Origin of the sequence: Arthrobacter sp. zg-Y1219 (assembly GCF_030125545.1) — a bacterium.
Classification (GTDB): Bacteria; Actinomycetota; Actinomycetes; order Actinomycetales; family Micrococcaceae; genus Arthrobacter_B.
Genome location: NZ_JASKLY010000021.1, coordinates 26905 through 39778, shown reverse-complemented (window position 1 = coordinate 39778; position 12874 = coordinate 26905). Strand labels below are relative to the sequence as shown.

Here is a 12874-nt window from a genome sequence, read left to right as displayed (position 1 = left end):
TCCTAGCGGGGGTGCTGGGGTGTGAGGGTGGAATGCCCTGGTTTGAGTCTATTTCGCGGCCCAAGAAATTCGAAGAGCTGCTCCTCCAAGCTCGAGCGATCCTTGAGTTCGCATTCCCACACGGTGAGGGATTCCCAGCCAGCAGCAGCGAGGGACTGGATGGCTGCGGCGTCGCGCTGGGAGGTCCGGCTGCGTTTTTGCTCCCAGAATTCGCTGTTGTTCTGCGGTGCGTGCTGGCCGGCGGGGCAGCTGTGAAGATGCCAGAAACAGCCGTTGACAAAAATGACCTTGCGCCGCGACGCGAACACCAGGTCCGGCTTTCCGGGCAGCAGCCTTCCGCCCGCCGCACCGTGCAGGCGGAAACGGTACCCGGCGGCATGGAGCAGACGCCGGACCAACAGCTCCGGCTTGGTGTTTTTGCTCCGGATCCGGGACATGTTCAGGCTGCGCTGCTCAGCGCTGACGGTATCGGCCATGAACCCAGTCTAGGCAGGCAGGGGTGCCCGGAAACCCTGCCCCCTAGCCAGCGCCAGCGGCAGCGGCCTACGTTGGCTGGAAAGGCGAGACGGGTGAAGGGTTGGCCAGTGGCATCGATTCGAATTCTCGGCACCGGAGGAACCATCGCGTCCCGCAGCACCGGGGGAGGCGGCCTGGTGGCGTCGGAGCGCATTGAGGAGCTGATCAGTACGCTGTCGCGCAGGCATACGGTGACGGTCCGGGACCTGATGGTCAGCGGAAGCTACCGGCTGCAGCTCTCGGATCTGAGGGTCATTGCGCAGGCTGCGCGGAACGCACTGCTGGATTCCACGGTGGACGGTGTCGTCATTACCCACGGCATCGACACCATGGAGGAAACCGCCTTCCTGCTGGATCTGGTGCATGCGTCGCCCAAACCGGTGGTGTTTACGGGGTCCTCCCGGCCGTTGGACAGCGCCTCCCCGGACGGCCCGCACAACCTCGAGGAGGCCGTGAACGCGGCAGCCTCACCCGACTTGCGGGATACCGGCGTCCTGGTGTCCTTCGGCGGGGTGGTCCGCTCAGCCAGGGGCCTGCGCTATGCCAGTACCCTGGCTGCGAACCCCTTTGCCGGCGGCACCGAGGTGGCCCATTTCATCGGCGACAGCCTGCATGTGACCGCACGCCCGCTCCGTCCGGCTCCGCTGCCGCTGCCAAACGAGGCCTTCGACGCGGCGCGTGTGGAAATCATCGACTGCTCCGTGGGCACCGGAACGGATCTGTTTTCCCATGCCGTCCACGCCGGAGCCGATGCCGTGGTCCTGGCCGGAACGGGGCTGGGCAACGCCGGACCCGGGTTCACCGAAGCGGTACAGGACGCCGTGCGGGCGGGATGCTTCGTTGTCCTGAGTTCCCGGGTGCCGGAGGGACCCGTGATTCCCACCTTCGGTGATGGGGGCGGCATCGACCTGGTTCGGGCCGGGGCACTTCCCGCCGGCGACCTGAAGCCGCCGCAGGCCCGCATCCTCGCGGCGCTGCTCACCTCACAGCCGGCCACGCCCGAACAGATCCAGCACGTCCTGACTGCCTCACCGTCAGGTTCGAACTCCTCCTGACCGTGCCGCGGAATCGAACCGACCGATTTGTGCACCGGGTGGTCCCGCACCGCTAAGCTGACTTACTATTAACGACACAGGTGGTACCCCTTACAAGGAGGTAAGAGATGTCGGGCTACTTCAAGCTGGTCGACGCTCATGACGGCGCGTTCCGGATCAAGCTCATTTCCGGTGACGGTGCGTTGATGGCGGTATCGGCGATGTTCCCCACCAAGCAGGAGGCAGTTGCAGGCATTGAGCTGATGCGGGAGATTGCCGGCACCGGTCCGGTGGTCGACCAAAGCTCCGACGCCGATGTGCTGGGCGACGCCAGCCGCAATGACGGAAGGGCGCGGACATCCTAAGCGGGTCCATCAGAAAGGCCTTGGGTTCCACTTGGAACGCAAGGCCTTTTTGTTTGTTGACTGCTACTTCTGATCAGTGTCGTCGCCCTCCGCGGCTTCCTGGGCGTGCTGGCGCTGCGACTCGGGCTGCTCCGAGGCATCGCCCTCCGACGGCGCCTCGTTGTGGGTGCGGTCCTTGTCGTCGGCGGCGGGGGTTTCCTTCTCAGTCATGGCTCTTCTCCAGTCAGGTCGGGGTGGACGCCGGGTCTGCGGGCGGGCAGCCCTCTGTTCAGGAGCGGCCCCATAGGCCCAGTTTAGGAAGCGCCGCCCCACGCTGATAGGGGCAACGGCGAAGTGGCCCGCGGAAAGGCGAAGAGCCGCCGGAGAACCGTCGGGGAGCACGGCAGCCTGGACGGGCACAGGGCGGCTGCCTGGCGGCCATGCGCCCGGTTTTCGCCCTAGCCAGAGGCCCGAGGGCCGGGTAGCGTGTGCCGGATGCAGCCAAGCGAAGATGCGGACGTCATTGTTGTGGGGGCCGGACTGGCGGGATTGGCGGCCATCGCAGAGCTGATCGACGCCGGCCGCTCGGTCATCCTGGTGGAGCAGGAGGGGGAGGCCAGTCTCGGGGGTCAGGCCTGGTGGTCCTTCGGTGGACTGTTCCTGGTGGACACTCCCGAACAGCGGCGGCTGCGGATCAAGGATTCCGTGGCTTTGGCCTGGCAGGACTGGCTGGGCACGGCCGGCTTCGACCGGCCGGAGGACTATTGGCCGCGCCGCTGGGCGGAGGCCTACGTGAACTTCGCCGCCGGAGAGAAGCGCACCTGGCTGCAGGGGATGGGACACCGCATTTTTCCCGTCGTGGGCTGGGCCGAGCGCGGCGGCTACGGCGCCACGGGCCCGGGCAACTCCGTGCCGCGCTTTCACATCACCTGGGGCACCGGACCGGGGATCACCGCGCCCTTCGAAGCGAAGGTGCGCGACGGCGTCGCCCGCGGACGCGTCCGGCTGGCCTTCCGGCACCGGATGGAAGAACTGACGGTGACCAACGGCGTCGTGACCGGAATCCGCGGCAGCGTGCTGGAGCCGACGACGGCGGCCCGCGGCACCGCGACCAGCCGTACGGCCGTGGGGGAATTCGAGTTCGCGGCCGGTGCCGTCGTGGTCACCACCGGTGGAATCGGCGGCGATCATGCCCTGGTGCGGGCCGCGTGGCCGAAGCGGCTGGGCAGTCCGCCGCGAACCATGCTCAGCGGTGTGCCCGAACATGTGGACGGGCACGGCATCGCCGCCGGCGCATCGGCCGGCGGGCGCATCATCAACCCGGACCGCATGTGGCATTACGTGGAGGGCATCAAGAACTGGGATCCGGTTTGGGCGAACCACGGAATCCGGATCCTGCCCGGTCCGTCCTCGCTCTGGCTGGACGCGGCGGGAAACCGGCTGCCTGTTCCCCTGTTTCCCGGCTTTGACACGCTGGGCACGCTTGAACACCTGCGTACCACCGGTCATGACTACAGCTGGTTCCTCCTGAACAAGGCGATCATCCGGAAGGAGTTCGCGCTCTCCGGATCGGAACAGAACCCGGACCTCACGGGTAAATCAGTGCGAGATGTTCTGGGCCGGGCCACGGCCGGGGTGCCCGGGCCGGTGCAAAACTTCCTGGACCACGGGGAAGACTTCATCACCGCCGGCTCAGTCGAGGAGCTGGTTGCGGGAATGAATGCCCTGTCGAAGGTCTCCACTGAGGGGCGTGCTCCGGTGTTGTCTGCCGCAGCGGTGCGCGAAGAGCTCGAAGCCCGGGACCGGGAAGTTGCGAACCCGTTCAGCAAGGACAGCCAGGTGACGGCCATCCGCGGGGCGCGCAACTATCTGGGTGACCGGCTTATTCGGACAGCGCCGCCGCGTCCGATCCTGGATCCCAAGGCCGGACCGCTGATCGCGGTGCGGCTCTCCGTGCTGACCCGCAAGACGTTGGGCGGGTTGGAAACCGATCTGGACTCACGGGTGCTGGGTGCCGGCGGCGAGCCGGTGCCCGGCCTGTTTGCTGCGGGCGAGGCCGCCGGGTTCGGCGGCGGAGGGATGCACGGCTACCGGTCCCTGGAAGGAACGTTCCTTGGCGGCTGCCTGTTCAGCGGTCGGGCCGCCGGGAGGGCCGCCGGCCGATGAGCGGCGGCTGGTGAGCGGCGGCCGGTGAGCCAACTGGTGACCGGCTGGTGGGTGGCTGGGGTTAACAAGGTCGGTGAGTGGCTGCCGACGGCCCGCCCGGTTGTGATCTCGCCGTCGATCAACCGGGCGGGCTGCCTGCGGCTGGCCTTCTGCTGCGGGCCTTACGCTGCTAGCCCTGCGCGAATTTCTTGCTCAACCGATACTGCTTCATCTGGTTGAAGTACGCCGGTGCCGGGTTCAGGTACAGCAGCACGGTGGCCGCAATCGTCAGCAGGGTGGAGACGATGGCCACCAGATTGGCGGCGGAAAGGTCCGTAAAGTTCAGCAGGGAGATCACGGCAAAAACGGTGAGGACAATCCGGGCCCAGTTGTAGCCCTTGCGGATGAAGATGGCTACCAACAAAGTCACCACCGCGCTGATGACGGCAATCACGACCACCAAGATTGTTCCGGCAGCAATGGCGGCATCAAGATTGACGGCGGCACCCTGCGCCTCCAGCTGCCGTTGCGCCGTCGCCCGGGCTTCGGGTGAATTGAGTGCCGCAATGCCAAACGGAACACTGATGATTGAAAGAACCAGCGAGGCAATAAGCAGCCAGAATGAAATGTCCACCTGTTTCGGACGCGCCGGGATGGAGGCGGGCGGGGGAGCACTCTGGCCCCCGGGGTAGGCGTTGTAGTTGAAATTATTGTTCTGCGGTTGTTCGGACATGCTTTCCCCTAAAAGCTGGCTGATACTGCGGCATATTTTTGCCGCATTGTTAGCTACCCTAGCCGGGACGTGTCCGGACCGCCTCGATCCCAAGGCGGGGATTCAGCAATAAGCGCCAGGAATCTGGTCCCTAAGGCTGAACTAAACAAACGAAAGGGCCGGAAAAGGCATAAAGCCAATTCCAGCCCTCTCGTTGTCGATCTGCGGGTCCCTTGCTCTGTTCCTAGCGGGTGAGCTCCAGCAGCGCTGTGTAGGAGGATTGCGCACCCGGCAGGGTCGCGGCCAGTGCACCGGCCCGGGCCGCGAACTCTGCGGCGGCGGGCAGCGGATCACCGGCAGCCAGCCGGGCAGCGGTGGCTGCCGTAAAGGCATCCCCGCAGCCGGTGGTGTCCACCGCCGTGACCCGCGTCGGGGCTGCTGCGACAATCCGGTCCGGCCCGGAAACCGTGCCGTCAAGCACGACGGCGCCGTCTCCGCCCAGAGTGATCACGGCCCGGGAGATCCCCAGCCGCGCAAATGCGCCGATGACTGCTTCCCAATCCGCGGCCGGATCGGCCAGACCGGAAACCTGCGCCGCTTCATGGGCATTGACCAGCAGCACATCGGTCAGCGCCAGCAGCTCGGCGGGAACCTCACGGTAGGGCGAGAGGTTCAGCAGCACTGTGGCGCCGGCGTCGTGCCCTGCCTGGGCGGCCGCGACCACGGCTGCCAGCGGAACCTCCAGGCTCAGGCAGAGCACAGCGGCGTCGTCGAACAGGTCTGCCGGAAGCTCGGCGCCGGTGACCGTGCCGTTGGCGCCGGGGGAAACGATGATCGTGTTCTCCCCGGCGGCGTCGACCACAATCATCGCCGTGCCCGTCGCGGTGTCCGGACGGCGCATCACCCGCGAGGCGTCCACTCCGGCGTCCGCCGCAGCCTTCAGCAGGAGATCGCCGTGCCCGTCGGCACCCACGGCGCCGAACAAGCGCACGTCAGCTCCGAGGATTGCAGCTGCAGCGGCCTGGTTGGCGCTTTTCCCGCCCGGAACGATGACCAGTTCCGAGCCGTTGAGGGTTTCTCCGGGGGAGGGGAAGCGATCGGTGCGGACGGTCAGGTCAGCGTTGAGCGACCCTACAACTACAACTTTTCCGGCGGTCATGCGGGGGATTCTCCTTGGGAGGCAGGGATCAGGTGGCGGACGGGATCAGCGGTTGCCGGCGTCGACGGTAACTTCAGCGTCCACCGGCTTGGGGATCAGGAAGGATGCGGCCAGAGCCAAAACCAGGATGACCAGACCGGCAATAATACCGCCGTAGTAGCCTTCGGTGCCGGAGCCGTCCGCAGTGGTGGTGGCTGTCTTGACAGCGTAGATCACTGCGAAGCTCAGGCCCGCACCCAGGTTGAACGCTCCAGCGTTCAGGCCCGGCAGGAAGCCGGGGTTCTCCTTCGGGGAGAGCACGATGCCCAGGCCGTTGAGCATGATGTTGCCGATGCCGGCGTAGGTGATGCCGATCAGCACCGAGACACCCAGCAGGCCCAGCTTGGAATCGCTGCCCACCACCAGAAGCATCAGCGACAGGGCGATGACGGAGCCGATCATGCCGATCCGCAGCACCTTGCCGTATCCCCAACTGGCGGCCAGGCGGCCGGCAAACGGCCCAATGACCAGGCCCGCGATGGCGTAAGGCGTCAGGGTCCACCAGGCGGATTCCTCGGCGCCCAGGCCAAAGCCCACAACGCCGTCCTGCGCGAGGGCCGGGATGATGCCGTTCATGACCGCAAAGACGCCGGTCATGGTCAGCAGGGTGGTCAGCAGCAGGGCCCAGGTGGAGCGCTGCTTGAGCAGATGGGTGGCCACCAGGGGATGGTCGCTGCGGTTTTCCACCTTCCAGAAGACGGCGAAGGTGATGACGGAGATGACGATCAGTCCGGCCACGAGCGCCCAGTTGGCGTCCGCCAGCTTGCCGGCCTCGTTGAAGGCGGTCAGCAGGGAGCCCACCGAGATGACGAGGGGAACAACGCCCACCCAGTCCATCTTTTCCTTTTTCGCGGCCGTGGACTCGGGCGCCAGGAAGATCAGCAGAGCTGAGGCAATGGCGCCGACAATCGCCATGGCCCAGAAGACCGAGGCAAAGCCGTAGTTTTGCGCCAGGTAACCGCCGGCAACGGCATCGACGCCGGCGATGCCGCCGTTGACCGCAGTGATGACACCCATGAGCGTGCCGTACAGCTTCGGCTCGCGGACCTCCACACGCAGCATGATCAGGGCCAGCGGAACCACGGGCCCGGAGACGCCCTGGATCAGGCGCGCGATGAACAGCACTTCGATGCTCGGTGCCAGCGCTGCCACCACGGAGCCGATGGTCAGGACCACGAGCATGCCGCCGAGGACCTTCTTGCGGCCGATGATGTCGCCGAGCCGCGGCAGGAACAGGGAGAACAGGGCTGCGGACGTGAAGAACGCCGTCTGGGTCAGGCCCACGGCAGCGGAGGTCGTGTTCAGTTCCTCTTCGATGGTGACGAGGGCGGGGGAGAGCATGGAGGCGTTCAGCTGGAACGCCACGCAGGCGGCCAGCAGCGCCGTCATCAGTACGGCCACGTTTACGCGGCGCTGGGATGTTTCACTCACAGGTCCACCTCACCAATTCGCTTCAGGGCATCCACGACCAGGTCCCAGAACTTCTGGTGATCCAGGTCGACGGCTACGGAGGTGTTGCAGTCAGCGGGCGCCGGCGCGCGGAAATCCGCCACCGTCATGCCCAGGGTCAGGGTGCCGGTCAGCTCCACGTCCAGCGGAACGCGCTGTGTGGTCATGACCGATCGGTCGATGACGTACGCGACGGCGCACGGGTCGTGGACGGGAGGGAAATCAAAGCCCTGCGCGTCCTTGTAGGCGTGTCCAAAGAATTCGAGGAGTTCCCCGACAAACTTGGCGGGCTTGGTGCCCACCGCGGCGATGCGCTCGGCGACCTCGTCGGTGGCCAGTGCCTGATGCGTCAGGTCCAGGCCGACCATGGTCAGCGGCCACTTCTCGTTGAAGACGATGTGAGCGGCTTCGGGATCGATTTTGATGTTGAACTCGGCCACAGCAGACCAGTTGCCCACGTGGTAGCCGCCGCCCATGAGGACAACTTCCTTCACGCGCTCGGCGATCCGCGGTTCCTTGCGCACGGCCAGGGCGATGTTGGTCAGCCCGCCGGTGGGGACCAGGGTGATGGTTCCGGGGTCGTGGGCCATCACGGTGTCGATGATCAGGTCCACCGCGTGCCGCGGATCCAATTCAATGGCCGGTTCGGGCAACTCGGGGCCGTCCATGCCGGATTCGCCGTGGATGTCAGGGGCGTTTTCAATGGTCCGTACGAGCGGGCGCGGACTGCCTGCAGCGAAGGGAACATTTGTGATATTTGCAACACGGGCAATTGCCAGCGCGTTGCGGGTCACCTTTTCCAACGTCTGGTTTCCGACGACGGTCGTCACCGCCAGCAGGTCGATCTCCGGGCTGCCGTGGGCCAGCAGCAGGGCGACCGCATCATCATGACCGGGATCGCAGTCCAGGATGATTTTGGTGGGCATTGCATCTCCGCTTCGTTGAGGTTCTAGCTAAGGGACCGCGGGTCCCGGTGGTGCAGTGCCCCGTCCTGGCGGTTCCGTTCCATGGGTCGCAACGATGCGGTACGGTCCGGGCCACGGCGGAGTGCGGCACGCAGCGGAACGGGATCAGGCGGGGGCCGGAAAACGGTACGAAGGGCGGCACTGGCCCCGGAAGGGGCGGGCACTTGCATTAAAGATAGCGACGATTTTTACCTCGCGATTTCCGTGGCTGCCACCCGATCGCGCTGCCGCTGCGGCTGATTTGCGTCCTGCCGGGACGGCGCTTAACCTATGCGCTGCAGCGCTGGTGGCCCGGCGAATCTGCGGCGCCCGGACCTGTCCTTTAAGGATGTCCTATGCGCGGTCCAGCCGGGAAGTCAGGGCGAGCCGAACCGTGGGCCATTCGCTGTTGATAATCGAGAAGACGACGGTGTCGCGCAGCGTCCCGTCGCGCCAAACATCATGGTTGCGCAGCACGCCGTCCTGCTTTGCGCCCAGCCGGGCGATGGCCGCGCGTGACTGGTGGTTGTGCCAATGGGTGCGGAATTCAACCGCGATGCAGTCCAGGTCCTCGAACGCCCGGGTGAGCAGCAGGAGCTTGGCCTCGGTGTTGATCTGTGTGCGCTGGGCGCTGGCCGCCAGCCAAGTGGAGCCGATCTCCAGCCGGCGGTGCTCGGCCCGGATGTTGAGGTATGTGGTCATGCCGCAGACCGCGCCGGTGTCCGTGCGCCGGATGGCCCAGGGCACCGCCGACCCTGCCTCATGCTGCGCCAGCCGGGCTTCGACGTCGCGGGCCATGTCCGACGGCGCCGGGATGCGGGTGTACCAGGTGTTCCACAGCTCGCCGTCCCGGACGGCCTCGGCCAGTTCGGGGATGTGAAGGGCGGACAGCGGCTCCAGAATCACGTTCGCGCCCGTGAGCATGACGGATGAGAGGAACGACGGCGGTGCGGAGGCGGGCTGTTCACTCATGGGAACAGCCTAAGCCGGGCACCGCCGTCGGACCGCTGACGAGGCACTCTGTGACGAGGCAGCTGTGAAGGCTGCCCTGCAGTGTCTCGGATGCCAGCGGACTGGGATGCCAGCCGGACGGAATGTCAGCGGACGGAGGGCGTCAGCGGACGGCGGGTGCGGCGTCGGCTGTTGCCGGTGCGGCGGTGCTGTTTTCTCCGGTGTTGATCGCGGCGTCGTTGAGTTCGGCGTCAGAGCTGGCCTCGGCGTCGGCAGGCTTGGGGATCAGGAAGGAAACGGCCAGGGCCAGCGCCAGAATGACTGCGCCGGCAATGATGCCGCCGTAGTAGCCTTCAGTGCCGGAGCCGTCCGCAGTGGTGGTCGCCGTCTGCGCGGCGTAGATCACTGCGAAGCTCAGGCCGGCACCCAGGTTGAACGCTCCAGCGTTCAGGCCCGGCAGGAAGCCGGGGTTCTCCTTGGGGGAGAGCATCACGCCCAGGCCGCTGAGCATGACGTTGCCGATGCCGGCGTAGGTGATGCCGATCAGCACCGAGATGGCCAGGAGGCCCAGGCGGGAATCGCTGTCGACCACCAGGAGCATCAGGGCCAGGGCGATGACGGAGCCGATCGTGCCGATGCGCAGCACCTTGGCGTAGCCCCAGCTGCCCGCGAGGCGGCCGGCAAACGGTCCAATGACCAGGCCTGCGAGGGCGTACGGGGTGATGGTCCACCAGGCGGATTCCTCGGCGCCCATGCCGAAGCCAATGACGCCGTCCTGAGCGAGGGCGGGGATGATGCCGTTCATGACGGCGAAGACACCGGTCATGGTCAGCAGGGTGGTCAGCAGCAGGGCCCAGGTGGAGCGCTGCTTGAGCAGATGCGTCGCGATCAGGGGATGGTCGCTGCGGTTTTCCACCTTCCAGAAGACGGTGAACGCGACGGCGGAGATGACGATCAGTCCGGCCACCAGCATCCAGTTGGCTTCCGACAGCTTGCCGGCCTCGTTGAACGCGGTCAACAGGGTGCCCACCGAGATGACCAGCGGAATGACGCCCACCCAGTCCATCTTTTCCTTCTTCACGGCCATCGATTCGGGTGCCGTGGAGATAACCATCGCGGAAGCGATGACGCCGACAACGGCCATGGCCCAGAAGACCGAGGCAAAGCCGTGGTTCTGCGCCAGGTAACCGCCGGCAATGGCGTCGACGCCGGCGATGCCGCCGTTGACCGCGGCGATGACCCCCATGAGCGTTCCGAAGCGCTTCGGCTCGCGGACCTCCACGCGCAGCATGATCATGGACAGCGCGACGGTCGGTCCGGAGACACCCTGGATCAAGCGGGCGAGGAACAGTACCTCGACGCTCGGCGCCAGCGCTGCCAGAACGGAGCCGAGGGTCAGGACCACCATCATTCCGGCGAGGACCTTCTTGCGGCCGATGATGTCGCCGAGCCGCGGCAGGAACAAGGAGAACAGGGCCGCGGACGTGAAGAACGCCGTCTGGGTCAGGGCTACGGCCGCAGAGGTGGTGTTCAGTTCCTCTTCGATGGTGACCAGGGCGGGGGAAAGCATTGAGGCGTTCAGCTGGAACGCCATGCAGGCGGCTAGCAACGCCGTCATCAGCGCGGCCACGTTTACGCGGCGTTGGGTTGTTTCACTCACAGGTCTACCTCACCAATTCGTTTGCGGGCGCAACCAGATTCCAGACGTTCGAGGAATTCAGGTCGACGGCCACGGAAGTCTTGCAGTTCCGGGCACCGGCGCACGGAAATCCGCCACCGCCGTGCCCAGGATCAGAGAGTCGGATAGCTCCCCGCTGAGCGGGAAGCGGTGGACGGCCATCACTGAGATGTTGCGGGGTATCACGGCGGCGGAACCAGAATGAATCGGGGCCGGCAAACGAAAACCACGGCAGCACTGACCCCCGAAAGGGGTCTACAGAGATGGGCACTGCGTTAACGATAATCGGCGTTTGAAGCCGCGATTTTTCCGGACGGTTTTCCGCTCGGCAGCTCGGGGGAGCTGATTTGCCTGCAGGGTGCCGCAGCTCTAAGATTTGCATCCCACGGGAATAACCGGCAGTCCCAGGGCGGTTGATGTAAATGCATACGCATGCAACAACCGAGGAGGTCGCCGAAATGGCGGATCGCAGGATCGTAGTCGTTACCGCTGGGCTGGGAGTCCCGTCGTCGAGCCGGATGCTGGCCGATCAGTTGGCAGGGGCCGCGCGTCAGGCTTTCGAAACGTCCGGTGCCCGGGCTTCGGTGAGCACGTTCGAACTGCGCGAGTACGCAGTGGACATCGCCAACACCATGGTGGCCGGATACGCACCGCCAAAGTTGGACGCCCTCATCGCGGCGGTCAGCGAGGCTGATGCCCTCATCGCCGTGACTCCGGTGTTCACCGCTTCCATGAGCGGCCTGTTCAAGTCATTCTTCGACGTCATCGACAACACCGCGCTCGACGGCAAGCCCGTGATCCTCGGTGCGACCGGCGGCAGTGCCCGGCACTCCATGGTCCTGGACTACGCGATGCGGCCGATGTTCAGCTATCTGCGCGCCAGGGCCACGCCGACTGCTGTGTATGCGGCTCCGGAGGACTGGGGATCCGGGGATGCTGAGACGGCGAACCTGGATTCCCGCGTCCGCCGGGCAGCCTCCGAGCTCGTTGCGCTGTTCGGGGAACAGCAGCCAGCAGCGCGTCCCGACCCGCTGGTTTCGCTGCCGTTTGAGCAGTTGCTGGCCCAGACCCAGCGGGGGTAGGTTCGGGCAGTCCGGGTGCAGCGGCGCTGCAAGGCGTTATCGGACGCTTAGTTCCTAATTTCCTCCCGGCGCGGCTTGAGATGGAGAGGAACGTCCGCCGCGGTCACGGCGGGGAAATCGCAGGTGAATTCTCCGCGATAGCCGAACAGGAATCCAAACAGCGGGTTCCTCACCTGCAGCTGGATGGTGAAGACCCGGCGGGAATCGTCGAACGACTCGTACAGATCAGCGCTGCCGGTCAGGAACGCGGGCACGGTGAAGCTGACCGGGCCCTCGTGAAAGCGCAGAGCTGTCGACCGCAGGTGCAGCGACCCGTCGTCGCGCACGTTTAGCTTCAGATCGGTGGCCAGGTGCTGGTGGGTGCCCAGATAGTCGACGACGGCGCCGCGGGTCGGGCTGTAGACCATTGTGGCGTCGAACCGCCGGCGCCTGCCGGGGCGGACTTCAAGGGTGCGGACAAAGGTGACCGTGGGCCGGCCGAAACCGTCGATGTAGGGATAGTTCTCCACGGTGAACGGGACATTTATCCCGCGGTCGGGAAAGAGGATGTTGCGGAACGCACCGAATCTCAGGAACGGCACGGTCCACCACGCGCCGCGGCGGACCTCGGTAAAGACACCGCGGCCTAAGCAGGCGTAGCCGCCGGACGGATCCACGCCGAAACGGCGCTGGAGCATCGGATGCAAACGGTCGAAGTCGGTGCCCAGCGCCTGCCGGAAGATGGACGCCTTCACGCCGGCAGCGCCGAGTGTCTCCACATAAATCTGCCTCGCAGCTCGGCTCGCCATGCCGGAATCCTAACCCGACGGCGGCCTGTGGGG

At 65.8% G+C, this 12874-nt stretch carries 13 protein-coding genes; 4 read left to right on the top strand and 9 right to left on the bottom strand.

What is annotated here, in order from left to right; genetic code table 11:
• Positions 1-2 precede the first annotated feature (2 nt).
• A complete protein-coding gene (locus QNO00_RS16055; protein ID WP_284025239.1) occupies positions 3-476 on the bottom strand; it encodes a very short patch repair endonuclease in 474 nt (157 codons plus the stop codon).
• Positions 477-584: 108 nt separating this feature from the next.
• Here QNO00_RS16055 and QNO00_RS16050 point away from each other — a divergent pair, with 108 nt between their 5' ends.
• Together QNO00_RS16050 and QNO00_RS16045 are read left to right on the top strand one after the other, a co-directional pair.
• Positions 585-1571, top strand: a complete 987-nt coding sequence (locus QNO00_RS16050; protein WP_284025238.1) for an asparaginase — start codon at positions 585-587, stop codon at positions 1569-1571.
• Positions 1572-1678: 107 nt separating this feature from the next.
• On the top strand, positions 1679-1915 hold the full coding sequence (locus tag QNO00_RS16045) for a YegP family protein (protein ID WP_229968185.1): 237 nt from the start codon (positions 1679-1681) through the stop codon (positions 1913-1915).
• A 63-nt stretch (positions 1916-1978) separates the two neighbouring features.
• Here the strand turns inward: QNO00_RS16045 and QNO00_RS16040 are convergent, their stop codons facing one another.
• A complete protein-coding gene (locus tag QNO00_RS16040; RefSeq protein WP_229968187.1) occupies positions 1979-2125 on the bottom strand; it encodes a hypothetical protein in 147 nt (48 codons plus the stop codon).
• A 264-nt stretch (positions 2126-2389) separates the two neighbouring features.
• On the opposite strand from QNO00_RS16040, the gene QNO00_RS16035 reads away from it, so the two are divergent.
• Positions 2390-4060: an FAD-binding dehydrogenase gene (locus QNO00_RS16035; RefSeq protein WP_284025237.1), complete on the top strand. Its 1671-nt coding sequence runs from the start codon at positions 2390-2392 to the stop codon at positions 4058-4060.
• A gap of 169 nt (positions 4061-4229) precedes the next feature.
• On the opposite strand, the gene QNO00_RS16030 is transcribed toward QNO00_RS16035, so the two are convergent.
• From QNO00_RS16030 to uriT (QNO00_RS16005), 6 genes are all read right to left on the bottom strand, one after another.
• Positions 4230-4772 (bottom strand): hypothetical protein, encoded by a 543-nt coding sequence (locus tag QNO00_RS16030; RefSeq protein WP_284025236.1) that lies wholly within the window; start codon positions 4770-4772, stop codon positions 4230-4232.
• 223 nt (positions 4773-4995) lie between these two features.
• A complete protein-coding gene (locus tag QNO00_RS16025; RefSeq protein WP_284025235.1) occupies positions 4996-5910 on the bottom strand; it encodes a ribokinase in 915 nt (304 codons plus the stop codon).
• Between the two features lie 45 nt (positions 5911-5955).
• On the bottom strand, positions 5956-7380 hold the full coding sequence (gene uriT, locus QNO00_RS16020) for a uridine transporter UriT (RefSeq protein ID WP_284016155.1): 1425 nt from the start codon (positions 7378-7380) through the stop codon (positions 5956-5958).
• Positions 7377-8324 carry a uridine-preferring nucleoside hydrolase UriH gene (uriH, locus tag QNO00_RS16015; RefSeq protein ID WP_284025234.1) on the bottom strand — a complete coding sequence of 316 codons (948 nt, stop codon included), beginning with the start codon at positions 8322-8324 and terminating at the stop codon, positions 7377-7379. Before uriH ends, uriT (QNO00_RS16020) begins: the two co-directional genes overlap by 4 nt.
• A gap of 372 nt (positions 8325-8696) precedes the next feature.
• Positions 8697-9314 (bottom strand): GNAT family N-acetyltransferase, encoded by a 618-nt coding sequence (locus QNO00_RS16010; RefSeq protein WP_284025233.1) that lies wholly within the window; start codon positions 9312-9314, stop codon positions 8697-8699.
• A 142-nt stretch (positions 9315-9456) separates the two neighbouring features.
• On the bottom strand, positions 9457-10953 hold the full coding sequence (gene uriT, locus QNO00_RS16005) for a uridine transporter UriT (RefSeq protein ID WP_284025232.1): 1497 nt from the start codon (positions 10951-10953) through the stop codon (positions 9457-9459).
• Between the two features lie 476 nt (positions 10954-11429).
• On the opposite strand from uriT (QNO00_RS16005), the gene QNO00_RS16000 reads away from it, so the two are divergent.
• Positions 11430-12053 (top strand): FMN reductase, encoded by a 624-nt coding sequence (locus QNO00_RS16000; RefSeq protein WP_284025231.1) that lies wholly within the window; start codon positions 11430-11432, stop codon positions 12051-12053.
• 47 nt (positions 12054-12100) lie between these two features.
• On the opposite strand, the gene QNO00_RS15995 is transcribed toward QNO00_RS16000, so the two are convergent.
• Positions 12101-12841: a DUF4166 domain-containing protein gene (locus QNO00_RS15995; protein WP_284025230.1), complete on the bottom strand. Its 741-nt coding sequence runs from the start codon at positions 12839-12841 to the stop codon at positions 12101-12103.
• Positions 12842-12874: the final 33 nt, after the last annotated feature.

Bases quoted from the DNA above. Each gene is read 5' to 3' on its own strand.
- QNO00_RS16055 (WP_284025239.1), bottom strand. From the start codon at position 476: ATGGCCGATACCGTCAGCGCTGAGCAGCGCAGCCTGAACATGTCCCGG.
- QNO00_RS16045 (WP_229968185.1), top strand. From the start codon at position 1,679: ATGTCGGGCTACTTCAAGCTGGTCGACGCTCATGACGGCGCGTTCCGG.
- QNO00_RS16040 (WP_229968187.1), bottom strand. From the start codon at position 2,125: ATGACTGAGAAGGAAACCCCCGCCGCCGACGACAAGGACCGCACCCAC.
- QNO00_RS16035 (WP_284025237.1), top strand. From the start codon at position 2,390: ATGCAGCCAAGCGAAGATGCGGACGTCATTGTTGTGGGGGCCGGACTG.
- QNO00_RS16030 (WP_284025236.1), bottom strand. From the start codon at position 4,772: ATGTCCGAACAACCGCAGAACAATAATTTCAACTACAACGCCTACCCC.
- QNO00_RS16025 (WP_284025235.1), bottom strand. From the start codon at position 5,910: ATGACCGCCGGAAAAGTTGTAGTTGTAGGGTCGCTCAACGCTGACCTG.
- uriH (WP_284025234.1), bottom strand. From the start codon at position 8,324: ATGCCCACCAAAATCATCCTGGACTGCGATCCCGGTCATGATGATGCG.
- QNO00_RS16010 (WP_284025233.1), bottom strand. From the start codon at position 9,314: ATGAGTGAACAGCCCGCCTCCGCACCGCCGTCGTTCCTCTCATCCGTC.
- QNO00_RS16000 (WP_284025231.1), top strand. From the start codon at position 11,430: ATGGCGGATCGCAGGATCGTAGTCGTTACCGCTGGGCTGGGAGTCCCG.
- QNO00_RS15995 (WP_284025230.1), bottom strand. From the start codon at position 12,841: ATGGCGAGCCGAGCTGCGAGGCAGATTTATGTGGAGACACTCGGCGCT.